Raw genomic sequence first — 23,489 nt, 5'->3', positions numbered from 1 at the left:
CCTGCAGCACAAGCCAGGTCGTTGCGGGCGAGAGATGGCCAGGATCCCGTCAAGCGACGAACGATGCGCCTAGCTCGAACGCGACAGCCACCCGGAGAAGAGCTCGCGGAAGGTACCAGATATGATGCCAGCCTCGTTCGGATCGCCGGCCGTCAACGCGGAGGTGATGTGCTGCATCTGCTCGAACGTGATGTGCGGCGGCAGCGGCGGCACGTCCGGATCGGTCTTGACCTCCAGGACGACAGGTTTTTCCGAATGGATCGCCGCTTCCCAGGCATCGCCAAGCCTTTCCGGGTCGTCGACATAGATGCCGCGCAGGCCGATCAGTTCCGCGAATGCGTGATAGGGTACGTTCGGGATGGTCTGGGACGCCTCGAATTTCGGGTCGCCTTCCATGACGCGCTGTTCCCAGGTCACCTGGTTGAGGTCCTCGTTGTTGAAGACGCAGATGACGAAGCAGGCATCCTGCCAGCCCTGCCAGTATTTGGCGACGGTGATCATCTCAGCCATGTTGTTCATCTGCATGGCGCCATCGCCGACCAATCCGATGACCGGCCGCGCAGGATGAGCGAATTTCGCAGCGATGGCATAGGGCACGGCGGCGCCCATGGAGGCAAGGCCGCCGGAGAGCGAGGCCATCATGCCACGCCGGATCTTCAGGTCGCGAGCATACCAGTTGGCGCAGGAGCCGGAATCGCAGGTGATCACGGCATTGTCTGGCAACCGTTCCGACAATTCCGAGACGACGCGTTGCGGATTGACGGGATTGGCTTTTACCTCGGCCCGCCTGTCCAGCGTTTTCCACCAGAGTGCGACCTTCTTTTCGACGGATGCCCGCCAGGAACCGTCCGGATTGTCCTCAAGCAGCGGCAGCAGCGCGCGCAATGTCTCGGCGGCGTCGCCCGTCAGGCTCAGTTCCATCGGATAGCGCAGCGATAGCATGTCGGGCTTGATGTCGATCTGCACGCCGCGCGCCTGGCCCTCTTCGGGTAGGAACTCTGCGTAAGGAAAACCGGAGCCGATCATGAGCAGCGTGTCGCAATCCTGCATCAGATCCCAGGAGGGCTCCGTGCCGAGCAGGCCGATCGAACCGGTGACCCACGGAAGGTCGTCGGGAAGCACCGCCTTGCCGAGCAGCGCCTTTGCGCAGCCAGCCTTCAGGCGGTCGGAAACCGCCATCACTTCGTCCGTCGCCCCGAGCGCGCCGGCGCCGACCAGCATCGCGACCTTCCGTCCCGCATTAAGGATGTCGGCGGCAGCCTGCAGATCCTCGCCATGCGGCAGGATGCGCGGCGCGCGATAGCCGGGAGCGGAATGGATCGTGCCGTGCTTCTTTTCCGGCTCCTCGTAACGCATTTCCTGGAGATCGTTTGGCAGGATGATCGCCGTTACCGTCCTGCGGGCAATTGCGATCCGCACCGCCCGGTCGATCAGGTGACGAACCTGCGCCGGCATCGAAGCCTGCTGGACGAAATCCGAAGCGACATCCTTGAAAAGCGACGCAAGGTCCAGTTCTTGCTGGTAATGGCCGCCGAGCGCCCGCCGCGCCTGCTGGCCGACGATCGCCAGCACCGGTTGATGATCCATGCGCGCATCGTAGAGGCCGGTGATCAGATGGCTGGCGCCCGGCCCCGACGTGGCGATGCAGACACCGAGTTCGCCCGAGAATTTGGCATAGGCAGAGGCCATGAAGGCGGCCATTTCCTCATGCCGGGCCTGGATGAATTCCATCTTGTCGGGGGCCCTGTTTAGCGCCCCGAAGACACCGTTGATGCCGTCCCCCGGATAGCCGAACATGCGTCGCACGCCCCAGGTATGCAGCCGTTCCACGATGAAATCGCCGACGGTGGTGGCCATGATCAATCTCCTCGCAAGCTTTGATGATTCATTGCTGTTGCGTTGTCGCCAGCGTGCCCCTCAGGCTTCGGGATCGGTCAACGTGATACCGAGCTCCGGTCTTTTACGCCGGCGCAGACGGATAGGGCTTTCACGCACGATGATTTCCAGCGCCGGATGGACCATTCCCTCGATGAAATGGCCACCGCGGGTCGAGCCGTCGGCAAGGCCGAGGACGACATCGAGGTGCAGGCTGGCCTTGCCGTCGTCGCCGGTCGCGATATCGCCGATGGCACTCAGTGCCTCTCTCTGCTCTTCGACCGGTATTTTCCGATAGGTCTTGGTGGCGAAATCGAAGAAGCCGATGGTCGCATGGCTAAAGGCGCCGATGGCCGTCAGCGATGCGCCGATGATTCGCTTTTCTTCGGCGAAACGGCCGATCGCCTGGAACGCCTCCTCGCCATCGTTGAGCACGAGGATAAAACTGCGTTCCCCAAGTAGCCTGCTTTTCATGAGCCCCTCCTATTGGCCCGGCTGGCCGTTCGACGCAGAGACGCCGCCGTCGACGGCAATGATGGCGCCGGTGACGAAGCTTGCATCCGGGCTTGCGAGGAAGGCGATGACGGCTGCTACTTCCTCCGGCTCGCAGACCCGACCGAGGGGAATGCGCTCCAGGAATTTCGCGGTCAGCTTCTCGTCCTTCAGCATGTCCTCGGTCATGCCGGTGCGGGTGAGGCTCGGGCAGACCGCATTGACGCGGATACCTTTCCTGCCGAGATCAAGTGCCAGTGCACGCGTCAGGTTGACGACCGCGCCCTTGGCCGCATTGTAAGGGCTCATGGCCCAGTCGCCGCCTGTGTCCGAGACCGATGCAGTGTTGATGATCACGCCCCTGGCCTTTTCCAGATGCGGAATGGCTGCGCGACAGCCGAAGAAGACGCCGTCAGAATCGGTTGCCATTACCTTGCGCCATTGTTCGTCGCTGATGTCCTGCGGCTCTCCGCGTTCATGCACGCCGGCATTGTTGACGATGATGTCCAGCCGGCCGAATGCGTCGACGGCGTTCTGTACCATGGCGTCGACCGCCTCTGACTGCGAGACATCGACCACTCTCACCAACGTTCGCTCCCGCGGCAGCTCGGATGCGACCTTGCGCAGCTTCTCCGCATCCCGATCGGCCAGCATTACTTTGGCGCCTTCGACGGAAAAACGGCGCGCAGTCGCTTCTCCCATGCCGGAGGCAGCCCCGGTGACGATCGCCACCTTGTTTTCGAAGCGAGTCATGAAGTCTTCCTCTCCCGTTCAGCGAGGTTGAGCCGTAACTGCAGAGGCCTATGAATGTTCCAGGCGAAGTCGTATCGTGACAGACTTTGCCTAAGCCTATCGAGGCCGTGAATGATCACGAGGATCGCCAGGCCGGCCGCCGTGGCAACCGCCGAACCGCGCAGGAGCGGCGCCCCGTCGCTAAGCGAACCGTTGCACGCCGCTGTGCGCGGCGCAAAGGCTACGCGTACGCTGCCACGCTGGACGTGCCAGAGCCCTTGCGTAATAAGCGCTTAGCCGCGCGTATCGGTCGAGGAGATCAGTATGGCCGATCTTGACGCAGGACTGTGGCGAGGAGAATGGCAGCTCGATAAACATCTCACACGCAATCCACTCGCGGCCTTCGAGCCAGCGCTCCAGTCGGGCAAACCAGCGGCGGGCGTCCTGTACCAGCACCGCCCCCGCTCGACGGTGCCTAGGTTGCCGGCATCGATCCCATCGATCTGCGACAACGGCCGTTCGACCGTTGTCAGCGCGGCGAAGCACCATTGAGCGACTCGAGCGCGTCCGATGAAATCGGCGGAAATAAGCTCTCCCGCCTTCTCGGCGAGGTACAGGGCGATCGCGCCAGACTCGGCAACGATAACGCCGTCATCATCGATCACCGGTACCTGTCGGAAGGCGCTGACTTGGCAGAGGGCCAGGCTGTCGAGTTCACCGGCGGTAAAATCGAGCATGGAATCGATAGGGTGTAGTTGCTCCCAAAATACCGGACAGGATCAGGTTGGGGTAGTTTGATTGGCCTGCCTCACTCGCTCGGAGATTTCATTGATCATGTCCTCATCGCCAGTAATGGAAAGGCCAATATAGCTTTCTGCCTCTATAATGATTTCTTGTCCGGCCAATCGCGCCTGAACGGTCTCAATTTCCTGCGAACCCGCAACGGACCAATTCCGGCTTTCGACTGAAGCACCAAGCTGCCCCATAACATCCATGACCGTTGTTCGTAGGGTCTTATCGTATTCCGAACCCAATATCACAGTAACTGTCATCAAATTGATCCAATGAACGAGGGCTGGCGCGTCTTGTCGGCCAGGAATTCTTTTGGCGTGCGGTAGCCGAGAGCTTTGTGAGGGTGAAAGCGATTGTAGTGCTCGAACCAGACTGGCAGTTGGTCGATGACCGTCTGGGCATCGGCAACGGGGTTGACCGAGACATAATCCCGCTTGAACGTCTTCACAAAGGCTTCGGCCATGCCGTTGGATTGTGGGCTTCGAACAGGTGTCGAGCGCGGCTCCATGCCGATATCGATAAGCAGCGATCTGGTGTCCTTTGCGATGAAGCAGGAGCCGTTGTCCGTCAGCCATTCGATTGGCTTTGGAAGCGTGTTGATGAGACCGAAGCGGTTCTCAACAGCCGTGATGACAAGGTCCTGGACGTCCTCGCTCTTGATGCCCTCGGTTGTCGCGACATGGGCAATGGCCTCGCGGTCACAGCAGTCGAGGGCAAAGGCAACGCGGACCTTCTCCTTGTTGTCGCAGCCGATTTCGAACCCGTCTGAACACCAGCGCAGGTTCGATTGCTCGACGGCGACGCGGCCATCGTGACGGCGCGTGTCGATTGCACCGGTATGGCGCTGAAGAAGCATGCCGTGAACCTTCATCACCCGGTAGACGCGCTTGGCATTCGGCCATGGGCGGTTTTCGCTGCGGGCTTTACGGCGCAGGATCGCGTGAACCCGGCGGTATCCGTAGGTCGGCATGTCGTCGATGACCGTCTTGATCTCATCCATCAGTTCCTGATCGGCGAGCGGCGGCCGCCCTCTGGCTCTGGAAGGACGTTGCTTCACACGTTCCGCTATGTTGGATCGGGCGACACCCAAGGTCTCGCACACCGCCGTCATCGCGAACCGTCCTTCGGCAACGAGAGCGAGCGCAACAGGTGTTTTTTTGACCCTGATGCTATCTCAAGCGCTTCTTTGAGGATTTCGCCTTCCATCGTCTTTTTGCCGAGGAGGCGCTGCAGCTCTTTCACCTGGTTCTGAAGTGCCCTGTATTCGGATGCCGAGACGACCTCTTCCTGCGATGCCGTCGCCGTCAGCGCTTCTTGCGCCGCCAATTTGCGCCAGGCGAACAACTGGTTCGGCTGAATGCCATGCCGTCGGGCAACGATGCTGACCGTGACGTCTGGCTCGTACGTTTCCTGGACTATCGCCAACTTCTCCGGCGTCGACCAGCGACGGCGGCGCTCCGGGCCGGACAGCACTTCTATCTTAGGTAGGTGACTGGTCATAACCGCACATTACTCCTAACACTTAACAAGTGGGAGATCGCGTCCGGGAATTTAGGGGGGCACTACATAGGGCAACCCAGTCTCCTCAAGCGCCTGTTGCGCGCGCAGGTCGCGTCCGTGCCCGAGCATCTTACGATGAATGCGTCCGAAGCCATAAAGCGTGATCATGGTGCCTCGCGGTGACTGTGGTTTGACATTGGATCTGCTGGATTTCGCAGCGCCCGCAAAGGAGACGGCATGATGGATGATCACAGCATTCTCCCACAGGTTGGTCGGAGCCAACGTCCCGACCAGCAGCCATCTCAGAAAGATGACCGCCTCGGTGGAAGAGGGATATTATCATGGCCAGTTGATCCTGTCGCAATCACTGGAGATGGCAAACATGCAAAGCGGATCAGAGTGACAGCTCTTTGGCTTGCGCGTCGATCGTCTTGCAGGCATCCCCGAACGGATCGGGTACCGGCACCAGGGGCGAGACACCAAGAAGCAGAAGCGCTTTCAGGTGTTTCCAGCCATCTTCCTCGCCCAGCACCGGCGCATAGGATGTCATCACGCCGGGCCCTTCGCCATAGAGGCGCTTGAACTCCGCGAAATTGGCGAAGGCCTCGTGGTTGTTGTCCACGAGATGGAAGCTCTCGGCCGCGGCACCTTCGGCGAGGATGACTTCATGCGTGTCGAGCAGGACGGCATAATATTCGACAGGGGTGTCGTCGGCCGGAATGACCGGTGCAATGGTCGTGCCGTTCACGAGATCCTTCACGCGGATCAGGACGCCGTTCAGAAACAGCGCATGGCTGGATGACAGGTAGAGATCGGAATGCGGGGTGCGGCCGTCGAGCGCATGGCGGCGAATCCGGATCGGCACGACGCCTTCATGCCAGCGTGCGCCGTTCTTCCTGAAGACCTGCCGGCCGACCCATCTGATCGGACGGGTGCTGCCGTCCGGAAGGGCAACGCGATCGCCGATGCGCAGATCCTCGACAAGCTTTTCACCGCAATCCGTGAGGATCGCCGTTCCACGCAGGAAGCACTGCGGGCCGCCGCCAGAGCCTCCGTGCCCACCGGAGCCTCCGTGCCCACCGGAGCCTCCGTGCCCACCGGAGCCTCCGTGCCCACCGGAGCCTCCGTGTCCGCCGGAGCCTCCATGTCCACCCGAGCCGCCGCGCCCCCAACGGCGCCCCAGCGCATTGGCGGGAGAGGTGGAAATTGCCGTCGCCAGTGCCGCCGCTCCGGCAAGCCGGGCACCGGCGGCAGCGGCAACACCTAGAAAATGTCTGCGCGCGATATTGCGCGGTAGATTTCGTTCTTTCAAGGAAGACATCTTGACGCTCCTTTGAATAGACTAGGCGCCTACCAGTGTCGCGGAAGCCCACGAGTGTGAGTTTCCTTTCGTCTCCGCCGAATAGGCAGAGTTCACAATAGTATTTCCGCGAGAACCCGCGTGGGACTAAGGTCTTACCGAGGGACCATCAAAAAGCTTAGTATCGGCTTATCCCAATTGTTTAACGCGTTGTTTTTCTCGGCTTTAAACGATCACTTTGGAGCGCCGACAAGCATGGGTCTGCCTCGTCAGGGCGACGGTCATCGTGCACGGCTGTCGTCGAGTCAAATTGGCCCTTCTGGTTCGTCGCATTGTCTGCATCGATGGGTATGCTCGCGCACGGAGCCAGATCCTCATCAGAGGATGGCGGCCACATCACATGTCCGTCCGCTCGTTGGGAGGCAGGTTAGACCATCCACTTTCTTGGCTTCTTCCACCGCCATGAAGAAGAGATCGATTTGCTAAAAGCAAGATCGAAAAGGGTGCCTTCCGGTCAGGGAAAGGCCCCCTTTTCGCGCTGGCGCAAGGCTTCAGCGGGTGCGACATTAGCGTACAGAGCGCCGCTTTCAATCGGACCAAAGTCCGACGCCACCGCCCACCCCGCGGTTTCGATCGGTGTCTGCCCTTGATGACTTGATGGTGCCGTCCTCGTTACTCTTTTTTCACTACGACCGAGGAGAATTTCTGCAGACGTTTTGCCGACAGAGTGCGGCTTCTGATCCGCTCAGGCCGCTCACCTTTCGGAAAAGATGCCCGCGCCTATGCAAATGCTTTCCCACTAGTCGAGTATCGTTTGTGATCGGTGTAACCGGTCTGATATTTTGCTCGAGACTGGAGGAGGCTGTGGGAGCAGAATCCTTCCGGTCCTTAGACCTCGCATACATTCTTATGTCTGGTATCTCGTCGGGCCGACAATCACTATTGCGAGGGTCTCCCTCCTGGAAGAAGTCCGCAATAGGATGTAATCCCTGCGGATCAACATCAACGCGCGGAGGCACGTCGCGGAAGTGGCGGCAGCTGTGCCAGTTCGGATTCGAGTTCACCGCTGTCGCGGAGTTGCGAGATCCCAAGCTGGACGACTTTGATCAGATCGGTCATCCGCTGGCCATGGCTATTCTGGTACTCCTCCAGGGTGGGCGTGTTCAATGTGACATAGGTCAGCGTTGAAATGCGATTGTCCTTAACCGCCTTGGCGCCGAAAGCCCACACGCGGTTGAACAGAATTCGGTCTGACTCTTTGATTGACATGACATTTCACTAATTGGTTGAGCCTGGTAGCGTTCGCCACGAGAGGGGAGCTAGCGGACACCGTGCCTTCATCAAGCGGACTAAAGTCCGACAGCCGGCGACAATCGCTGATTGGTGCGCTAGCGTACATTGGCGATGAGACAGCTCGATCGGGAGCAATCTGTCGCTTCGCACTGCTGTCGGTTGCCTTTGCTGCTCTTGGCATTCCCGGCGACTGCCGGCCAATGATCGGATCTCGATTGGCCGAGGACGCAGCCTGCCAACATCGACACTCGCGCGGTCCCGGTCGGAGCTTTGGGCCCGTGGTGCCGCATTTCGCATCACAATCGCAATCGACATGCAGAACAAGCGCGCGCGGTGTCTGCCATTGCACTGGCGAACTCGGCGTGGCCGAACCGATGAAATTCACATTCAAAGGTGGCATCGATGTCGTTTTTGCGGACTTCTATTGCCCTCCCAGAGGTGAAGGCCGCGTCTTATGAGGGTACCGACTTGAGCCGGAAATCGGGTACTGCGTGAGAAGCGGATCGAGCGACCTTGCCATGCCGGAATGCACCAATCTGACTTACGCGTTGGTCTTTGGACGATGCGCGCGAGCTTGGCATATCGCGTGGTAAAACGCCCTTGGTTCAGGATCACGCAGCGCCATCGACCCGTAGGCATCGCAGTCGGGATTGCGCGCACTCTTGAAACGTCTGCGTTGAACTGTCGGGCCGCCGAAAGCATTATCGCGACATGCAAAAAGAAATTTCGGTAACCCTGGGCAATGCGAACGAACCGGACGATGCTCATCCCGGCGCGAACGTCACCTTTCCTTTCGACCGGATGACCGTCGAACAGTTTCGCCGCAGGTTCCCCCGTGCGCGGTGGAGCGATATTCGCAAGGCATGGTTCATTCCCGGTCGGACTGCATCTGGTCGGTTCGGAAAGTGGCTGGCCGAACGGGAAGCGGAAGCCGACGCCCATGCCGATGCGAAGGGGAGGGACGCCTTCGATTTCGATCCGATCGACAGCAGCTATTTGGAGTTTGGCAAGACAGGCTTCCAGATCAGGACACCATACTCGAAGACGGTTGTCGAGACGCTTCGCGAGGTTCCGTTCTCGCGGTGGGACGGCGACGTGAAGATCTGGCATGTTCCCTACCGATCCTTCGAAGACCTACGGCGACGCTGGCCACAGATCGAAGCGGCAGCGCGCCGCAACGAGCCGGAGGAACGGCGGCGTCGTGCCGCAGAACGGAAGGGTGGCGAAGCAGAAATGAAGTCGAAGCTTCGCTCGATGGAACGGAGGCGTCGACGCTATCCTCTTGTAAGCGGCGACCTGCCGCCTATCGGCCGCGTTGTTGCCATCTCCTACGGTCTCGTCGTGTTCACCGACATCACGGGCGAACTTGTCGAGCCCGCAGCGGTCGCGGAATTCTATCCCGGTGTCACGGCAGATCATGTGTGGGGATTGTGGCGCAAGCCCACTTTGGACGAACTCGTACGCACTTGGCCATCGAAGGCGCGGCCGGAAAGCGCGCAGTGGTGGACGCCGACGATCGATGAGCTTCGGCCCGCAAGGAGGGCGGCGCGGTCGAGAGAGCTAAAAGCAGTCGGCAGCCAGACGCGCACGGCCGATGTCGCCAGATGACCGTTTTTCCGACCGGGGGCTCGTTACTATACTTGGAAGGCGCCACGCCTCCCTCGGCGAACGCACGATACGTGGCGACCACGAGGTTTGCCCGGAACCGATCCACGCGCGCAATATTTGAGGAGTTGGAACGCCATGATGTGCAATGATCGCAGTCCGCCAAATCGCCGCGCGAATATGTCTTTGTTATCCCAAGGACGTACGAGGTAACAGCGACATGCAGATGGTGCAGGAGGGCAGGTAAGACGGGAAATTTAAGGCGCTGCGGCGTTTGTCAGTGGAACAATGAGCGTCGTTAAAAATTAGTCTCGCGATGTTTGATGGTTTCAAGCTTAAGACCGTGGACGTGACCGAGGGTCCGATCAAGGTGCGCGTCGGTGGCAAGGGGGTGCCAGTCCTCCTTCTTCACGGGCACCCGCGCACGCATTGGACCTGGGGAAAGGTGGCGGATCTTTTGGCGCCTTACTTTCACGTCATTTGTCCCGATTTGCCGGGATTTGGTCGCTCCTACGTACCGGGCGATAGTTCCGACAGTCGGAACTCTTCGAAACGAGCCAAAGCTCAGGCATTGGTTGAACTCATGTCGCGCCTTGGACATGCGACCTTCCACGTGGTCGGTCACGATCGCGGCAGCCTCACAGCTTTCCGCATGGCGATGGATCATCCCGAACTTGTACAGAAGTTGGTCACCATCGACGGATTGCCGGTCCTGGAACACCTGGAACGCGTCGATTGGAAGTTTGCGCGAGACTGGTACCACTGGTTCTTCTTTGCGCAGCCTGAAAAGCCCGAACTATGCATCAATGCGAACCCTGCGGCGTGGTACGACAAGCTCTCGCCAAAGCTTATGGGGATCGACGCATACAAGGACCTGCTAGACGCCATCCACGACCCCCGAGTTGTTCACGGCATGATCGAGGATTATCGGGCTGGCATCCGCATTGATCATCTTCATGACAAGGCCGATCGCGACACCGGCCGAAAGATCCGTTGCCCGATGCTCTGTCTATGGTCGCTTCGCGACGATCTCGAAGAAATCTACGGAGACCCTGTTGCTATTTGGAGAGCCTGGGCTCACGACGTTCATGGCTTCGGCATCGACAGCGGCCACCATGTGGCTGAGGAAAATCCAGTGGAACTGGCGCGGGCCATTTCCCATTTTCTTGCCACCTAGTCGATTGGCTATCTCTTCGAATGGTCTTCGCCCAGAGAGGCAAGTTCGTTCTCGTCGCAAAGCAGCTTTAGCTTGCTCTCGCCGAGTTCGATTTGATTCCAGCGTATGCGATAGCCGCGATGACTGCGGCGGAGGCGGAAAAGAGCCAGGATCGCTGTGCCGATCGGCGATGCAGACATGCGCTCCATGGCTGCGTACAAGCCGATATGAAATTCGGTGATGACAAGATCTGGCCCATCTTTCTCCGCCCGTACCTCTTCGATATGGCCGATCGTTTTCCCTGCCCTTGATAAGACGGGCCGACCCACAAACATTTCGATATTGATCTCAACCAATTCACGCTCCTGGAATTTTGCTCACCACGCTGTCTCGTAACCAGTCTTGCCAGTCAAAAATCGCGGTATCGCTCACAGCCACATCCAACTCAACGTCAACCCCGATGTTGCGCACGGCACTCCATGCGACGCGATGAGGTCTGGCGTGCCTGTCTCCGCCGAGTCTGGATGCGAGCCACGTGATCCAGTGCTGTGGTCGCCGGCCAAGTCGGCGGGCCATGACGATCGCGCCCACCTCTATTGCAACCACACGGGGCGGGGCGTCCGGCCGGAGTTCGGCGGCAATGCCATCAACCTTGCCCATCTTCACGCCGTTTCGGTCGAGCAGTTGCTTGTCGAGAACATCACGCAGCAGATCCATCACGTGCCTCCGACGAGTTCAAGCGGGATAGTCACAATCGCCAGGACGGAGCCGAGCAGGATGATCAAGATCACTGCCGAATTGGAGATCAATCCGTTCCTGTATTTTCCAACATATCGCTCGTCATTCATCAAGAATAGAAACGGGATGACTGTCAGCGGGAGCGTTGCTGCGGTCAAAGCCATCGACAGGATAGTAAGGCTCAAGGGGTCAATGCCAAGGGCGATCGGAATGGCGGCAAACCATAACGCCAATGTATAGGCAGCGCTAAATCCTGGGTTCTCGCTTGGCTTGCGGTCTTCGCCCCAGTTCCATCCCAGTCCTTGGGCGACCAAGTAGGCCTGCTGCAACCCAAGTTCGAGGATCGCGCCGAAGCAGGCGATGCCCAAGGAAGCGACAAACAGCCAGTATCCCCAGGAACCGAACACGGGGACGAGCATTGTCGGCATTTGATGGTAGTCGGTGATCTGCGTCACCCCATTCGGAGCCAGCACAAGGGCGGCCACGATGAGCACGGCGATCGAGATGGTGCCGCCAAAACTCATGCCCAGCCCTGCGATAGCGCGATTGGCGCCCAGATAGGTTTCGTCCCACCCATCTTCGACGGCGCCGGAAGAATAGAACAAGAAGAGATATGGCGATATCGAGGCGCCGAGAATGCTAACGACCATAAACCAGTAGCTGGCATAGTCGTGCTGCGGCATGCTTGGCAAGGCTCCGGCGGCAACCGACTTCCAGTGAGGTTTAAGCAATACCGCCGCGACGACAAAACAGAGCGTCACCAATCCGAGGATGGCGACGCCTTTCTCGATGAAGCCGAACGTGCCCTTCCAGAGCAATAGCCAGGCAAGGAAAGCAACTGCCAGCGCCCACCACTGAAACGCAATGCCCGTGGCCAGTTCAAGAGCAATAGAGGCGCCTCCGATTTCGGCGGCAAGAACCATCAGATTGAGCAGCAGAATCGAGAGAAACGGCAGCAAGAAAAAATTGAAACCAAAACGCTCACGGATGCCGTCCGAAATCGTGTGGCGGCTGACTGCGGCGAAACGGCCGGCCATTTCAACAAGGAAAATGATACAGATGGTGCCGAGCACGATCGCCCAGATGAGCTGAAGACCGAATGCCGAGCCCGCTTGGGCCGCCGTCGCCAGGGATCCGATTTCAAGAAAGCCGCCGACACTTGTCACAATTCCGAGCGATATTTCCAATATCTTCTTCATGTGGTTCGTCTCACGCCCGAAGTCAGCTTGAGACGCTCGATTGCGTCTTTGAGGTGCATCGCCGTTTGCACTGTGTCGTGATCTCTTTGCACAATCTGCTTCTGCGCTTGTGTCAGCAAATTGACGATGTCGGTTACCGAACTGGTCAGAAGTTCACGCTCTGTCGTGTCGAACTCGCGGAGGCCCTCGATTTCAGACGCTGCACTTTCGATACTGCGCTGCATCGACTGTAAGGTTTGACGTACATAAGGAGCCGGCAGCTGATTTAAGTTCCAGCCATTGAGCGCCATGCGGGCTGAATTCGCGCAGGACGAAATAATTCTTGATTGCGCGCTAACCCGATCAACATCGGAAATGGAGCAGCCCGCCAAGCCTGCGACCAAGCAAAGAACATTTCCGTGGAGTTTCAAGAAATTCCGATGGTCCATGTGCGTTCTGCTCGGTGGTTTATTTCCTCCGCCGTAAAACGCAGGTCCAGTCAGCATGTTCCGGAGTACGAAAGCCCGACCTGGCAAGGGGACGACCGGTCCGATTGCATTTGAACATGGTTTCAGACCGAGGTGTTGGTGAGACCGGGTCCGTTAACGTACGGATCAAGTTCATCATCAGTAATGGGTGCTCAGCCCTACTCTTTGAGCCAGATTGACGGGTCTTGCCAGCGTCGGGGATCTCGCTGCATTCCTTCTCAACGGACAATGCCGCATGTCGTAAAAGACTACCGACGGATCGCCAATAATATCGAAGTTGTTGATGTTTGCTCGCTGACCGAAGGGCAAGCAGCAAACTTGTGTGGGAGGCAGAGTTTATGAGCACCAATATTTATTCCCTTTGCAGCGCCTCGATACCGTCACCATCATGGTGAGCGGCCGCCCATGGCTGGTGGTCCGCGAAGGCGGGCATACAGACCTGCGAAGATATACGCATTGGCTCGTCACGCGGTTGGCTGACCCGGATTCTGGCGGCGGCTGGATGATCAGTACCCCGGGACGGACCTTGGTCGGGGGAAGCCCCCAGACTGAAGTCTTATACGAGGAACAGCTTTAAGAACTGAGCCGTTTAGCAGTCGGCAGCGCCAACAGGCCGACCGATCTCGGCGAGAGAATGATCGAAGAGAACCCCGAAAAAATATGAGCTTCGCCGTTCCGATCCTCGCAAGCCTGCTGGCGATGGCTGCGAGCGTGCTGCTCTTGATATTGCACGCCGACGCCGGTCCCGCCAGCAGGAAGCGTCATCGATCAGGTCCAGGAGCCGGAAGGCGCGGCAACCTAACCCGCCCGGACAGCGCCATCGTGTTTCGCCGACGTGTAGTTTGAACTGTCTTGGAGAGGAACCATGCGCCTGCTCATCGTCGAAGACGAACCGAGAACCGCTCTCGCAATCGAGGAGATTGCGATCGCCGCAGGATTTGAAATCGCCGGCATCGCGACAAACTCGTCCGAAGCCTTGGAGCTTGGACCGGAGGCGGATGTCGCGATTATCGATGCTCGGCTTGGGGACGGCCTTACCGGCCCTTCCATCGCCCGCGCGCTTTTTGCTGGATTCGGATTGGGCGTCGCATACCTCACTGCGGATCCCGATATCGTCAAGGACGTAAATGGACAGGTCGCCATCAGCCCCGAAAGGGTCAGGGAAGCGTTGTGCCTGGCGGCAAGAAACGCTCGCGAACGAACGCTTTAGGGCCGCGACGTAAGACGAGGGCGCCGGATATAATCCTCGACGCGAACGTGGCCCGTATCTCTCAAACAGCCTAGGCAAATCCGCTGAACTGGTTCGATTGCTGTTTTCTTGCTCTACTCAGGAGGGGTCTTCCAGGTGCTGGGCTGGCGTCTAGCGGCTGCAGCGGTTTGCGCCTCTCGTCCAGATCTCAGTCTCCGGGAACAGCCGGGCCGATTGTTTCGTTCTAATCAGTAGTCGCAAATCGTACCAAGGCTGGCCTGCGTGACGCAGAACGTGTTCGTTTTTGGAACCCTGAAGAGAGGCTTCTCTCTCCACGACGCGGGGCTTTCCGACACAGGCTTTCTTGGGAATTTCAGGACACGCGCCCCCTATCCGATGCTTATCGCCGGTCCCTGGTTCGCTCCGATGATGTTCAACGAACCGGGCATCGGATATCGCGTCATCGGTGAGCTCTACGAATGTGGCGAAGACACGATAGCGACGCTGGATCGGCTGGAATCCATCGGTAGGCCGGGCAACCTGCGAGTGGTGATAGACGTGGAACCGCTCGGCGGCGGACCGATGTATTCAGCAATTGCCTACATGAAATCGCGGGCGCTCGCCAATCCCATTCACTCGAATTATCTCCGAATCTACGAAGACCGGCGGTTTATTCCGTTCGACCAGAGAGACTGAGACCCTGCGGCTCGGATTCGACGGGCGTCGCTGCTTTATCCATCCTTTCGGTCTTCAGTCGAAACGGCTCGATCGGCCTAAAGTTCGCGGCGCATTGCCGACGGCTTTACACCCGTGCGACCAAAAGCGAATTGAGTGGTGTGCTGAAGAATCGAGCGTATAATATACCAGCCGGCCGCGTATATGACGGTCGGGGCTGTTTGGGAAATCTGTGCTCTTGTCGCAACGGGAGGAGCCAATGTGTCTTTACTCAACCTGCTTTCCTTGCAAGACGACGAAATTGATATCGCCACGACCGTCGTGCATGAGTGGTGCTCTCTTCATCAAACCCCGATCGATAGCGACCGCGGGCATGCTGCCATGGCCGAAGTCGTGCGTTTGTTGTTGTCGGGCGAGAAATCGCCCGTCCTAATCTCTGACGCGCTCGCTCATCATGTGAGGCTAGACCAGTTCAAAAGTCCCACGGACTGAGCGCGAATTGTTCGCCGCAGGCTGGCGTCGATGAACCCAATTTCCTGCCCGAGCAGCAAACACCATCGCTTTCAGTCGGTCGAAATTCTGCACGCCTGGCGACACAATCCGATGATCATTGCCGCCTCCAAGAACTGCTTGTAAACGGCGAAATCATCCAATGCCACGGCCTAATCGCGCTCGCTTTACGCAGGACGGCAGGCATCGGCGCTTCCCGCCGAACTTGCTGATCCCAACAGACTCGTCCCGGCCTGAAGGCTCCTGGAAGTAAGTTCGGACCACGGCACGACATCACATTGACCGCTGGACGTGAGAACGATATTCGACCTTTAACCGATCATTGCCGGTGTCCCGTGATGCCACAAAGTTGCGGAATGCCGCTTGCGGCATCGCGGCTTGTCTCATTTTATCGGCGGCGAGGCCTTGCCAAGCTTGACGGAGGGTTCCCGGCCCCAGACCCTCAGCTTGCCGAGTTCGGTGACGAAGGCGGCGATGCCATCTTCCCCGGGCAAGCTCAGCACGCCCTCGTCGATACTTTCGGAAATTCCCGCCTTTTCAAGCAGCGGCAGTGCCGACAGATGATAGCCGATGAACTTGCAATGCTGGAAGGCGTCGGCGACGAAGTCGCGAGCGGTCGCCTCCTTGACGAGATCCTCGATGGCCGCCGGCGAGGTCAAAAGTGCGATTGCATCGAAAAGCACCGAGGGCGCGCCGTCGATCATATGCTGCGCTTCGATCCGGGTGTCGTCCGAAGCGGTCACGCCACCGACCTTCGGGGCGATCAGTTCGAAGACGGCTTTCTGCTCGGCAAGCGCGGTTGTCAGGCCCTTGAGCAGTTTGGCGTCGACACCGTCGGTGATCAGGATGCCAAGCTTGCGCCCTTCGAAGCGTCCCGGACCGCGTTTCACGATGCTGAGCGCCGGTGAGGGCTCAAGGTCCTGGCGTGTTGGAATAGCGGCCTGAGCCGGTTTCGGCAGCGACTGTAATCCCAGTTTTTCTGCGACGGTGGTCGCCAACGTTTCGTCGATGTTGATCAGGTGAGACACCATCCGCTCGCGGATGACAGGGTTTTCGACCTTGCTGAGTTCGAAGGTCAGCGCCATGGCGATGTGGCGCTGCTCTGGCGGCGTCTGGCTGATGTAGAACTGGCGGGCCTGGCTGTAATGGTCGGCGAAGCTTTCCGGACGCGACCTGACCTTTGGACCTTGTTCCTCGGACGCGAAATGGCGAAAGCCTTTCTGAGGCGATTCCCGTGGACCATCGCCCCAGGAATTCGGCTGGTAGTTGACCCGGCCGACCGGATTGCGCATCGCCATGTGACCGTCCTGCTGAAAGGTATGGAAGGGACACTTGGGCGCATTGATCGGCAGGTGCGTGAAGTTCGGGCCGCCGAGGCGCTTGAGCTGAGTGTCCAGATAGGAAAAATTCCGGCCCTGCAGAAGCGGATCGTCGCTGAAGTCTATCCCCGGTGGAACGTTCTGCGTCATGAAGGCGACCTGTTCCGTCTCGGCGAAGAAATTGTCGGGCATGCGATCGAGCACCAGCCGACCGATCGGTTGGACGGGAAGGCTTTCTTCCGGGATGATTTTCGTCGGGTCGAGTACGTCGAAATCGAACGTATCGGCAAACCCCTGATCGAAAAGCTGGACGCACAATTCCCATTCCGGAAAATTTCCCGATTGGATTGCCTGCCAGAGATCGCGGCGATGGAAGTCCGGATCAGCGCCGTTGATCTTGACCGCCTCGTTCCAGGCGACGGACTGCAGCCCGAGCTTTGGCTTCCAGTGGAACTTGACGAATGTCGACTGATCCTTGGCGTTGACGAAGCGGAAGGTATGGACGCCGAAGCCCTCCATGAAGCGGAAGGAGCGAGGGATCGCGCGGTCAGACATGACCCACATGATCATATGCATGCTTTCCGGCGTCAGGCTGATAAAATCCCAGAAGTTGTCGTGGGCGGACTGCGCCTGCGGGAATGCCCGGTCCGGCTCCGGTTTCACGGAATGGATCACGTCGGGAAACTTGATGGCGTCCTGGATGAAGAAAACAGGGATGTTGTTGCCGACGAGGTCCCAGTTTCCCTCCTTGGTATACATCTTCACAGCAAATCCGCGAACATCCCGGGCAAGATCGAAGGACCCCTTGCTGCCGGCAACCGTCGAAAAGCGCACGAAGACAGGCGTCTTTTCACCCGGGCGCTGGAAGACGTCGGCCCGCGTATAATCAGCCAGGGATTTATAGGTTTCGAAGAAACCATGCGCGCCGTAGCCGCGCGCGTGGACGACGCGTTCGGGAATGCGCTCATGGTCGAAATGGAAAATCTTTTCGCGGAAGTGGAAGTCATCGATGAGTGCAGGCCCAGGAGCTCCAATGTGCAGGCTGTTCTGATCGTCTGCTACGGGTCCGCCTTGGGCGGTCGTCAGAACCGGATGCCCATCTTCGGCAAATTGATGAAGCTCGCCACCTTCGCCGCGATGGAGTTTCTGGTCGTGGATCGTCGCTGTGTTTGTTCTGGCTGGCGTCGACGTTTTCTTGGCCATTGTCTCAATCCCTTGCGATACGTGTGAATTGCCGATTGGGGAAAGGCCGCCCTGATGGGCGGCCTTCTCGGGACCTATGTCGGTTCAGGCGGCTTTCTGTCCCTTGGCGTTGGCCGAGGCGAGTGCGAGCTCGGTCAGTTTCCTGTCGGTGGCCTCTTCTTCGGCGAGGTTTGCCTGAAGAAGGGCGACAGCGTCGTTGAGCCCGATCTGCTTGGCCCAGGCGACGAGCGTGCCATAGCGCGCGATTTCATAGTGCTCGACGGCCTGTGCTGCCGAGATCAGCCCGGCATCGAGGGCAGCCGTGCCCTTGTACTCCTCCATGATCTCTTCGCCTTCGGCAATGATACCCTGGATCGCCTCGCAGGTCTTGCCGCGGGCCGGTTTGTCCAGAAGTCCGAAGACCTGTTCGAGGCGCTCGATCTGGCCTTCGGTTTCGTCGCGATGCTTGAGAAAGCCGGCCTTGCCGTCCTCGGACTGGGCGGCGCGCGCCATTTTTGGCAGAGCCTTCAGGATCTGCTTTTCCGCGAAATAAATGTCCTTGAGGGTGTCGAGGAACAGGTCGTTCAACGTCTTGCTGGTTGCCATAGTGGATCCTCCTGTGGCGAAGTGCTGATCGTATCAGTCTATCCTCCCGTTTGCCGGGGTTGGACGACCTGTTCCCAATGTTTGCGCGGCATGATTGTTCCAGTCCGCACCGAAAGGATAATTGCTCGGAGCGCATTGTGCGTCGGCTTCTCGACAGTCTTTGCGGGCCTCAGGGCGCACCAGTTCACAGGATCGGTTTGCCGCCCGTCACAGCAATCGTTGCTCCCGAAACATAGCTCGATAGGGGATCGGCGAGCATCACGTAGGTGGTCGCAAGCTCAGCGGGCTGGCCAGGACGCTGCATCGGGACCTGCTTGCCGAAATTCCTGACGGCTTCGTCCGGCATCGTCGAAGGGATGAGCGGCGTCCAGATCGGGCCTGGTGCGACCGCATTGGCCCGAATGCCTTTCTCCGCCAGCATTTGGGCGAGACCCGCCGTGAAGTTCTGGATGGCGCCTTTGGTCGTCGCATAGGCCAAAAGATGAGGGCTGGGGCTATCGGCATTGATCGATGCAGTGTTGATGATAGCGCTGCCCGGTTTCATGTGCGGAACCGCCGCCTTGGTCAGAAAGAACATCGCATGAATATTGACCTTGAAGGTTAGCTCCCATTCATCATCGCTGATATCGCCAATGTCCTTGAAGCTTGCCTGATGGGCTGCATTGTTGACCAGAATGTCGATACCGCCAAGTTCGGTACGCGCTCGCTCAATGATCTGGCGGCAATGGTGCGGATCCTGCAGGTCGCCTCGAACGAGCGCCGCCCTTTGTCCGGCGTCTTCGATCCACTTTTGGGTCTCGTGCGCATCGTCGTCCTCGTCGAGATAGGCGATGAGAACATCGGCGCCCTCTCGGGCGTAGGCGATGGCGACGGCTCGCCCGATCCCGCTATCGCCGCCGGTAATGACGGCCTTCCTGCTGGCCAGCCGGCCAGAACCGCGATAGGTCTGCTCGCCATGGTCCGGTACCGGCGACATCGCCTCCGTCTTGCCCGGCATGGGCTGGCGCGGCGTATCGAAGGGTGGGGTCGGGTAATTTGCCATCATACGTTCCTCCAGGGGGTTGAGAGAGCTGACAGGCGCCGAGCGATGTTCGACAAAGACCTTTCAGCCTTGCACCGGCAGAAACCCGCCGCCGGTTCGATACAACAACTCGTTGATCCCCCCGCAGTTCCAGGACGCCCATTCAGCGGTCCATCCAAACGTTAGATGAGACGATGACTGACCGTATCTCCCCGCTCATTTTCCGAGGACAAATCTGAATGCGAAATGAAACGCCCGCAAACACGCACCGACCTTCGCTCGTGATCACCAGATCAGTGGTCGTGCCGGGGCAAAGGCGTGCGACGGAGGGCTCTGCGTCTCCTCGCATTCGCCGCTGTCGCGGAGTTGCGAGAGCCCAAGCTGAACCACTTTGACCAAATCGGTCATCCGCTGGCCGTGGCTATTCTGGTACTCTTGCAGGGTGGGCGTGCCGCACGCGACGTCGCTCAAGGCCGCAATGCGTTTGTCCTTAACTGCTTTGGTGCCGAGAGCCCACACGCGGTTGAATAGTATTCGGTCCGACTCTGTGATTGACATGACGATCCCGCCAACTGGTTGAAGCCCGAACCTGACATCGATCGGGAGAAGGGGGAGCTAGGGGGACGGTTGCATTGATCAAGCGGACTAAAGTCCGATGCAAGAACGAAATCGCCGCTCGGTGCGCTAGCGTACCGTGGCCTCAGATGCGCGGATCGAGAGCGGTTAGATATTCGGCAAAATTGGTCTGGTGTACCTCCTTATCGTCCATGACGCCTTGCGCTACCATCCCAGGATGTTCTGCGCAAACTTCGGCGTGGGAACATATCCTCGATGGATCGGACTTGGCGACCTGCCCGGAGATACGTCCCCATCGTTTCAACGAGCTGCGTGGTGATCCCCGCCCGACTGCCTGCTCGTCTGATGCTGCCTTTGACAGTCGGATGGCAGCGCGCGAAGTTTGCTTCCTGAACGATGAACGAATATTTCAGTTGACGGCTTGATTGCCGGAACAATTGCAGCGCCGGACGGTTAGCACCGATCAGCCAAGGAAGGGATTCGATGCTGGCGATCGGCGAATGGCGACATCTTTGCGTCGATATGCAGCGGATGTTTGCCGAAGACACACCCTGGCGCGTCCCCTGGATGGAGCGGGTCTGCCCGCAGGTCGAAGAGATGGCAGGAAGATACCCGTCCCGAACGATATTCACCCGCTTTGTCCCTCCCGGGCATGCAGAGGAAATGCCAGGGAAATGGCAGGACTACTACAAAAAATGGTGGATGATGACGGGTAAACATCTTCCGACGGAATTCATCGATCTGGCCGCGCCGTTGGCGTCTCTTGTACCGCCGGCAAGGACGTTCGATAAACGCACCTATTCGCCTTGGGTCGACGGTCGCCTTCACGATGGCCTCCAGTCGGAGCGCGTGACTTGCCTGGTTATCACAGGCGGGGAAACGGATGTTTGCGTGCTTGCGACGACGATCGGTGCGATCGATCTCGGCTACCAGGTCATCGTTCTGAAGGATGCAGTTTGCAGCAGTGCGGATGAGACGCATGATGCATCGCTCGAATTGCTCGGCGATCGGTTCTCCGTGCAACTTGAGCTTTTGACGACCGAGGAATTTTTGAGCGTCGTCGCCTGATCGCTCTTTGGGGCCTCACGATGCGTACAGGGTGGAAATTTGCTTTCGCAACGATACTTTGCGCCGGCGCCGCGGCGACAGCCGGCTGGCATCTGACTGCAGCCCGCGCGCCGTTTTCTAACGGGGATCCACAGTTCGAAGGTCCGGGCGACATCGCGCGCGGTCAGGTAATGTTTGCTGCGGCCGATTGCGCGTCCTGCCATGCGACACCAGGTCAGTCCGATCGCCTGACGCTCGGAGGGGGCATGGCACTCGCCTCACCGTTCGGAACCTTTCGGCCGCCCAACATTTCTCCGGATCCGGTCGATGGCATCGGCACATGGACCGTCGTTGACCTGGCAAATGCACTCGTGGGCGGCATATCGCCCCAGCGCACGCACTATTATCCCGCCTTTCCCTATACGAGTTTTACAGGCATGACGGTGCGCGACATCAAGGATCTCTACGCCTATCTCAGGACACTCCCCAAGGTTTCGGGGCGCGTGCCCCCACATGATCCGGCGATCCTGTTTCGAATTCGTCGCTTCGTCGGGCTATGGAAACTGCTGTTCTTTCGCCAGGGTCGGTCGGAAGCCCGGCTGAACGGCGACCCGGTCCATGACCGTGGCGCCTATCTCGTCGAAAGCGTTTCCCACTGCGCCGAATGTCATTCCAGCCGAAACGTCCTCGGCGCAATCCGATCCGGCTCCCGGTTTGCCGGAGGCGTCGATCCCCAGGGCACGGGATTCGTGCCAAACATCACCGAGGAATCGCTCGGCGAATGGAGCGAAAGCGACATCGCAACCATGCTGAAAACCGGCATCACGCCCGACCACGGCCGCGTGGGATCATCCATGGCGGACGTCGTGACCAATACGGCCATGTTGCCCGACAGCGACCGTGAAGCGATCGCCCGTTATGTCAAGGCGCTCCCGCCGTTGGCGTCGCCCAAGCCCTGATCTTAATGGCTGTAGAGATAGGCGGCGAGATCCCTAGCTTGCTTTTCCGACAGGCCGGTGTCCGGCATTGCCGTCTGCGGCGAAAAGCGCCGGGGCGACACGATCCATGCAACGAGATTGTCGGAGCTGTTTTCCAATACGCCGGCGATATAGACGCGCTTCGACAATCCTATGAGCGGCGGCCCGGTCACTCCGTCCGCGCCGGCTATTCCGGGAATGGTATGGCAGCCCGCGCAGCCGTAACGACGGAAGAGCGCCGGCGCATGCGCCGGATCGCCGCCGGTCAGCGCGCTGGCCGCGTCGACCCTTGTCTGGTTGTCGCGCACGATATTCGTCGTGATCATAACGGCCAGGCTGGCAAGAACCGCGGCGACCGTCAAGGTGGTGCGGTAAGAAGATCGGACGAGGACATCAGGCATTTTGCGTTCCCCTCTCGCTGGAGCCGCGAACCCAGAGGGCGAGCATCGTAATTGCCGCGGCTGCATAGATGGTGCCGGCCGGTACCCACATGATCACGCCGGCCAGTTGCTGGTCCTCAAGGGGCGTCAAGCCCCAGGCGAGTGTGGTTTTTGTCTGGGCGATATAAAGGACGCGCGGCGCGAGCGCCATCAAGGCTCCGAGGATGCTGGTATGAATCATTGTCAGGAACAGGTGCCACGCCGCGGCGCCATAGTCGCTTTTCCAGATAATCGCCCACCAGAACAGGATCGCTGTCGCAAAGAAACTGAGATGCTGGAGGCGATGCATTGTGGTGTCGGTGACGGCGGCATCGAACAGGAAGGGCAGGTGCCAGCCCCAGATGGCGATGCCATGAATAACGGTGGCGGCGCTCGCGCCTGCGCACCACTCCCATAGATGACGAATGAAAGGAGCTCGCATAGCCGCCGCGAGGGCGCGACGTGCCGGGCTCGGCACCCCCCAAAGAAGGGATCCAACCGGGCGCGCAAGCACGATCAATGGTGCTGAAATCGCCATGACGATCTCATGCTCGATCATATGAAAGGCAAAGAGGTGTTCTCCAAGCCAATGGAGCGGAGAAAGGAGCGCTCCCGCTAAAGTCAGCATCCCGCCAAGGAAGAACAAGCTTCGGGACCATACCTGGCCGGCCCGGCGTGCCCGGTTCGAAAGCCTGATCGTCCCCAGAATATAGAGCAGGCTGATCGTCACAATTGGAAGAACGATCCAGGGATCGACGGTCCAACCCGGCACGGAGGCGTGCGTCTCATCGGCATGAGCCATTGCCGGACTCGCCAATA

General features: G+C 59.1%; 26 protein-coding genes. 8 read left to right on the top strand and 18 right to left on the bottom strand.

The annotated features are described in order from the left end of the window. Positions 1-69: 69 nt before the first annotated feature. The 6 genes from H4W29_RS27305 to H4W29_RS27280 form a co-directional block, all read right to left on the bottom strand. Positions 70-1,857 (bottom strand): thiamine pyrophosphate-requiring protein, encoded by a 1,788-nt coding sequence (locus H4W29_RS27305; RefSeq protein WP_192731937.1) that lies wholly within the window; start codon positions 1,855-1,857, stop codon positions 70-72. Between the two features lie 60 nt (positions 1,858-1,917). Further along, positions 1,918-2,349, bottom strand: coding sequence for a PPC domain-containing DNA-binding protein (locus tag H4W29_RS27300; RefSeq protein ID WP_192731936.1), 432 nt, complete (start codon positions 2,347-2,349; stop codon positions 1,918-1,920). Positions 2,350-2,358: 9 nt separating this feature from the next. Continuing rightward, positions 2,359-3,120 carry a meso-2,3-butanediol dehydrogenase gene (gene budC, locus H4W29_RS27295; protein ID WP_192731935.1) on the bottom strand — a complete coding sequence of 254 codons (762 nt, stop codon included), beginning with the start codon at positions 3,118-3,120 and terminating at the stop codon, positions 2,359-2,361. Positions 3,121-3,392: 272 nt separating this feature from the next. Next, positions 3,393-3,836, bottom strand: a complete 444-nt coding sequence (locus H4W29_RS27290) for a glutathione S-transferase family protein (protein WP_192731934.1) — start codon at positions 3,834-3,836, stop codon at positions 3,393-3,395. Positions 3,837-3,878: 42 nt separating this feature from the next. Then, complete coding sequence (locus tag H4W29_RS27285) at positions 3,879-4,151, bottom strand: hypothetical protein (protein WP_192731933.1); 273 nt, start codon at positions 4,149-4,151, stop codon at positions 3,879-3,881. Beyond that, a protein-coding gene (locus tag H4W29_RS27280) for an IS3 family transposase (protein ID WP_192731932.1) occupies positions 4,151-5,391 on the bottom strand; the annotation gives its coding sequence in 2 pieces (ribosomal slippage) (positions 4,151-5,052 and positions 5,052-5,391; 1,242 coding nt in all). Before H4W29_RS27280 ends, H4W29_RS27285 begins: the two co-directional genes overlap by 1 nt. 244 nt (positions 5,392-5,635) lie before the next feature. On the opposite strand from H4W29_RS27280, the gene H4W29_RS27275 reads away from it, so the two are divergent. Further along, a complete protein-coding gene (locus H4W29_RS27275; protein WP_192731931.1) occupies positions 5,636-5,794 on the top strand; it encodes a hypothetical protein in 159 nt (52 codons plus the stop codon). Here H4W29_RS27275 and H4W29_RS27270 read toward each other — a convergent pair. Next, positions 5,786-6,712, bottom strand: a complete 927-nt coding sequence (locus H4W29_RS27270) for a Hint domain-containing protein (RefSeq protein WP_192731930.1) — start codon at positions 6,710-6,712, stop codon at positions 5,786-5,788. The genes H4W29_RS27275 and H4W29_RS27270 overlap by 9 nt on opposite strands. Positions 6,713-7,693: 981 nt before the next feature. Further along, the gene (locus H4W29_RS27265; RefSeq protein WP_192731929.1) at positions 7,694-7,960 is read right to left on the bottom strand and encodes a hypothetical protein; all 267 of its coding nucleotides are present in this window, start codon (positions 7,958-7,960) and stop codon (positions 7,694-7,696) included. Between the two features lie 735 nt (positions 7,961-8,695). On the opposite strand from H4W29_RS27265, the gene H4W29_RS27260 reads away from it, so the two are divergent. Further along, a complete protein-coding gene (locus tag H4W29_RS27260) occupies positions 8,696-9,592 on the top strand; it encodes a hypothetical protein (protein WP_192731928.1) in 897 nt (298 codons plus the stop codon). A gap of 313 nt (positions 9,593-9,905) precedes the next feature. After that, positions 9,906-10,766 carry an alpha/beta fold hydrolase gene (locus tag H4W29_RS27255; protein ID WP_192731927.1) on the top strand — a complete coding sequence of 287 codons (861 nt, stop codon included), beginning with the start codon at positions 9,906-9,908 and terminating at the stop codon, positions 10,764-10,766. 8 nt (positions 10,767-10,774) lie between these two features. Here the strand turns inward: H4W29_RS27255 and H4W29_RS27250 are convergent, their stop codons facing one another. Genes H4W29_RS27250 through H4W29_RS27235 form a run of 4 tightly spaced genes read right to left on the bottom strand, consistent with a single transcriptional unit; the run spans position 10,775 to position 13,110 of the window. After that, complete coding sequence (locus H4W29_RS27250; protein ID WP_192731926.1) at positions 10,775-11,101, bottom strand: hypothetical protein; 327 nt, start codon at positions 11,099-11,101, stop codon at positions 10,775-10,777. Position 11,102: 1 nt separating this feature from the next. Continuing rightward, positions 11,103-11,462: a hypothetical protein gene (locus H4W29_RS27245; protein WP_192731925.1), complete on the bottom strand. Its 360-nt coding sequence runs from the start codon at positions 11,460-11,462 to the stop codon at positions 11,103-11,105. After that, positions 11,462-12,682, bottom strand: a complete 1,221-nt coding sequence (locus tag H4W29_RS27240) for an Nramp family divalent metal transporter (RefSeq protein ID WP_192731924.1) — start codon at positions 12,680-12,682, stop codon at positions 11,462-11,464. The genes H4W29_RS27245 and H4W29_RS27240 overlap by 1 nt, the downstream gene beginning before the upstream one ends. Next, on the bottom strand, positions 12,679-13,110 hold the full coding sequence (locus H4W29_RS27235) for a hypothetical protein (protein ID WP_192731923.1): 432 nt from the start codon (positions 13,108-13,110) through the stop codon (positions 12,679-12,681). The genes H4W29_RS27240 and H4W29_RS27235 overlap by 4 nt, the downstream gene beginning before the upstream one ends. Positions 13,111-14,014: 904 nt before the next feature. Between H4W29_RS27235 and H4W29_RS27230 the strand changes: the two genes are divergently transcribed. From H4W29_RS27230 to H4W29_RS27220, 3 genes are all read left to right on the top strand, one after another. Then, entirely contained in the window at positions 14,015-14,359 is a 345-nt protein-coding gene (locus tag H4W29_RS27230) for a response regulator (RefSeq protein ID WP_192731922.1), read from the top strand. A 261-nt stretch (positions 14,360-14,620) separates the two neighbouring features. Next, positions 14,621-15,034: a gamma-glutamylcyclotransferase family protein gene (locus tag H4W29_RS27225; protein WP_312872409.1), complete on the top strand. Its 414-nt coding sequence runs from the start codon at positions 14,621-14,623 to the stop codon at positions 15,032-15,034. A 240-nt stretch (positions 15,035-15,274) separates the two neighbouring features. After that, positions 15,275-15,505 carry a hypothetical protein gene (locus H4W29_RS27220; protein WP_192731921.1) on the top strand — a complete coding sequence of 77 codons (231 nt, stop codon included), beginning with the start codon at positions 15,275-15,277 and terminating at the stop codon, positions 15,503-15,505. Between the two features lie 401 nt (positions 15,506-15,906). On the opposite strand, the gene katE is transcribed toward H4W29_RS27220, so the two are convergent. The 4 genes from katE to H4W29_RS27200 form a co-directional block, all read right to left on the bottom strand. Then, on the bottom strand, positions 15,907-18,045 hold the full coding sequence (gene katE, locus H4W29_RS27215) for a catalase (RefSeq protein ID WP_192731920.1): 2,139 nt from the start codon (positions 18,043-18,045) through the stop codon (positions 15,907-15,909). 84 nt (positions 18,046-18,129) lie between these two features. Further along, positions 18,130-18,630 carry a YciE/YciF ferroxidase family protein gene (locus H4W29_RS27210; RefSeq protein WP_192731919.1) on the bottom strand — a complete coding sequence of 167 codons (501 nt, stop codon included), beginning with the start codon at positions 18,628-18,630 and terminating at the stop codon, positions 18,130-18,132. Positions 18,631-18,814: 184 nt separating this feature from the next. After that, positions 18,815-19,672 carry an SDR family oxidoreductase gene (locus tag H4W29_RS27205; RefSeq protein WP_192732822.1) on the bottom strand — a complete coding sequence of 286 codons (858 nt, stop codon included), beginning with the start codon at positions 19,670-19,672 and terminating at the stop codon, positions 18,815-18,817. A gap of 264 nt (positions 19,673-19,936) precedes the next feature. Continuing rightward, the gene (locus H4W29_RS27200) at positions 19,937-20,209 is read right to left on the bottom strand and encodes a hypothetical protein (protein ID WP_192731918.1); all 273 of its coding nucleotides are present in this window, start codon (positions 20,207-20,209) and stop codon (positions 19,937-19,939) included. A gap of 501 nt (positions 20,210-20,710) precedes the next feature. Between H4W29_RS27200 and H4W29_RS27195 the strand changes: the two genes are divergently transcribed. Beyond that, on the top strand, positions 20,711-21,295 hold the full coding sequence (locus H4W29_RS27195) for a cysteine hydrolase family protein (protein WP_192731917.1): 585 nt from the start codon (positions 20,711-20,713) through the stop codon (positions 21,293-21,295). 20 nt (positions 21,296-21,315) lie between these two features. Next, positions 21,316-22,233 (top strand): c-type cytochrome, encoded by a 918-nt coding sequence (locus H4W29_RS27190; RefSeq protein ID WP_192731916.1) that lies wholly within the window; start codon positions 21,316-21,318, stop codon positions 22,231-22,233. 2 nt (positions 22,234-22,235) lie between these two features. On the opposite strand, the gene H4W29_RS27185 is transcribed toward H4W29_RS27190, so the two are convergent. Further along, positions 22,236-22,577: a c-type cytochrome gene (locus H4W29_RS27185; protein WP_192732821.1), complete on the bottom strand. Its 342-nt coding sequence runs from the start codon at positions 22,575-22,577 to the stop codon at positions 22,236-22,238. A gap of 67 nt (positions 22,578-22,644) precedes the next feature. Then, the gene (locus H4W29_RS27180; RefSeq protein WP_246517477.1) at positions 22,645-23,472 is read right to left on the bottom strand and encodes a cytochrome c oxidase assembly protein; all 828 of its coding nucleotides are present in this window, start codon (positions 23,470-23,472) and stop codon (positions 22,645-22,647) included. Positions 23,473-23,489 lie beyond the last annotated feature (17 nt).

The organism is Rhizobium viscosum (assembly GCF_014873945.1).
In the GTDB taxonomy this organism is placed as follows: Bacteria; Pseudomonadota; Alphaproteobacteria; order Rhizobiales; family Rhizobiaceae; genus Rhizobium; species Rhizobium viscosum.
This window is presented reverse-complemented; position numbering and strand designations above follow the sequence as displayed.

Coding starts and splice junctions, on each gene's coding strand:
- H4W29_RS27190 (WP_192731916.1), top strand. CDS start 21,316: ATGCGTACAGGGTGGAAATTTGCTTTCGCAACGATACTTTGCGCCGGC.
- H4W29_RS27270 (WP_192731930.1), bottom strand. CDS start 6,712: ATGTCTTCCTTGAAAGAACGAAATCTACCGCGCAATATCGCGCGCAGA.
- katE (WP_192731920.1), bottom strand. CDS start 18,045: ATGGCCAAGAAAACGTCGACGCCAGCCAGAACAAACACAGCGACGATC.
- H4W29_RS27230 (WP_192731922.1), top strand. CDS start 14,015: ATGCGCCTGCTCATCGTCGAAGACGAACCGAGAACCGCTCTCGCAATC.
- H4W29_RS27200 (WP_192731918.1), bottom strand. CDS start 20,209: ATGTCAATCACAGAGTCGGACCGAATACTATTCAACCGCGTGTGGGCT.
- H4W29_RS27195 (WP_192731917.1), top strand. CDS start 20,711: ATGCTGGCGATCGGCGAATGGCGACATCTTTGCGTCGATATGCAGCGG.
- H4W29_RS27240 (WP_192731924.1), bottom strand. CDS start 12,682: ATGAAGAAGATATTGGAAATATCGCTCGGAATTGTGACAAGTGTCGGC.
- H4W29_RS27205 (WP_192732822.1), bottom strand. CDS start 19,672: ATGGCAAATTACCCGACCCCACCCTTCGATACGCCGCGCCAGCCCATG.
- H4W29_RS27235 (WP_192731923.1), bottom strand. CDS start 13,110: ATGGACCATCGGAATTTCTTGAAACTCCACGGAAATGTTCTTTGCTTG.
- H4W29_RS27285 (WP_192731933.1), bottom strand. CDS start 4,151: ATGACAGTTACTGTGATATTGGGTTCGGAATACGATAAGACCCTACGA.
- H4W29_RS27305 (WP_192731937.1), bottom strand. CDS start 1,857: ATGGCCACCACCGTCGGCGATTTCATCGTGGAACGGCTGCATACCTGG.
- H4W29_RS27300 (WP_192731936.1), bottom strand. CDS start 2,349: ATGAAAAGCAGGCTACTTGGGGAACGCAGTTTTATCCTCGTGCTCAAC.
- H4W29_RS27245 (WP_192731925.1), bottom strand. CDS start 11,462: ATGGATCTGCTGCGTGATGTTCTCGACAAGCAACTGCTCGACCGAAAC.
- H4W29_RS27180 (WP_246517477.1), bottom strand. CDS start 23,472: ATGGCTCATGCCGATGAGACGCACGCCTCCGTGCCGGGTTGGACCGTC.
- budC (WP_192731935.1), bottom strand. CDS start 3,120: ATGACTCGCTTCGAAAACAAGGTGGCGATCGTCACCGGGGCTGCCTCC.
- H4W29_RS27210 (WP_192731919.1), bottom strand. CDS start 18,630: ATGGCAACCAGCAAGACGTTGAACGACCTGTTCCTCGACACCCTCAAG.
- H4W29_RS27255 (WP_192731927.1), top strand. CDS start 9,906: ATGTTTGATGGTTTCAAGCTTAAGACCGTGGACGTGACCGAGGGTCCG.
- H4W29_RS27185 (WP_192732821.1), bottom strand. CDS start 22,577: ATGATCACGACGAATATCGTGCGCGACAACCAGACAAGGGTCGACGCG.
- H4W29_RS27260 (WP_192731928.1), top strand. CDS start 8,696: ATGCAAAAAGAAATTTCGGTAACCCTGGGCAATGCGAACGAACCGGAC.
- H4W29_RS27275 (WP_192731931.1), top strand. CDS start 5,636: ATGATCACAGCATTCTCCCACAGGTTGGTCGGAGCCAACGTCCCGACC.
- H4W29_RS27290 (WP_192731934.1), bottom strand. CDS start 3,836: ATGCTCGATTTTACCGCCGGTGAACTCGACAGCCTGGCCCTCTGCCAA.
- H4W29_RS27265 (WP_192731929.1), bottom strand. CDS start 7,960: ATGTCAATCAAAGAGTCAGACCGAATTCTGTTCAACCGCGTGTGGGCT.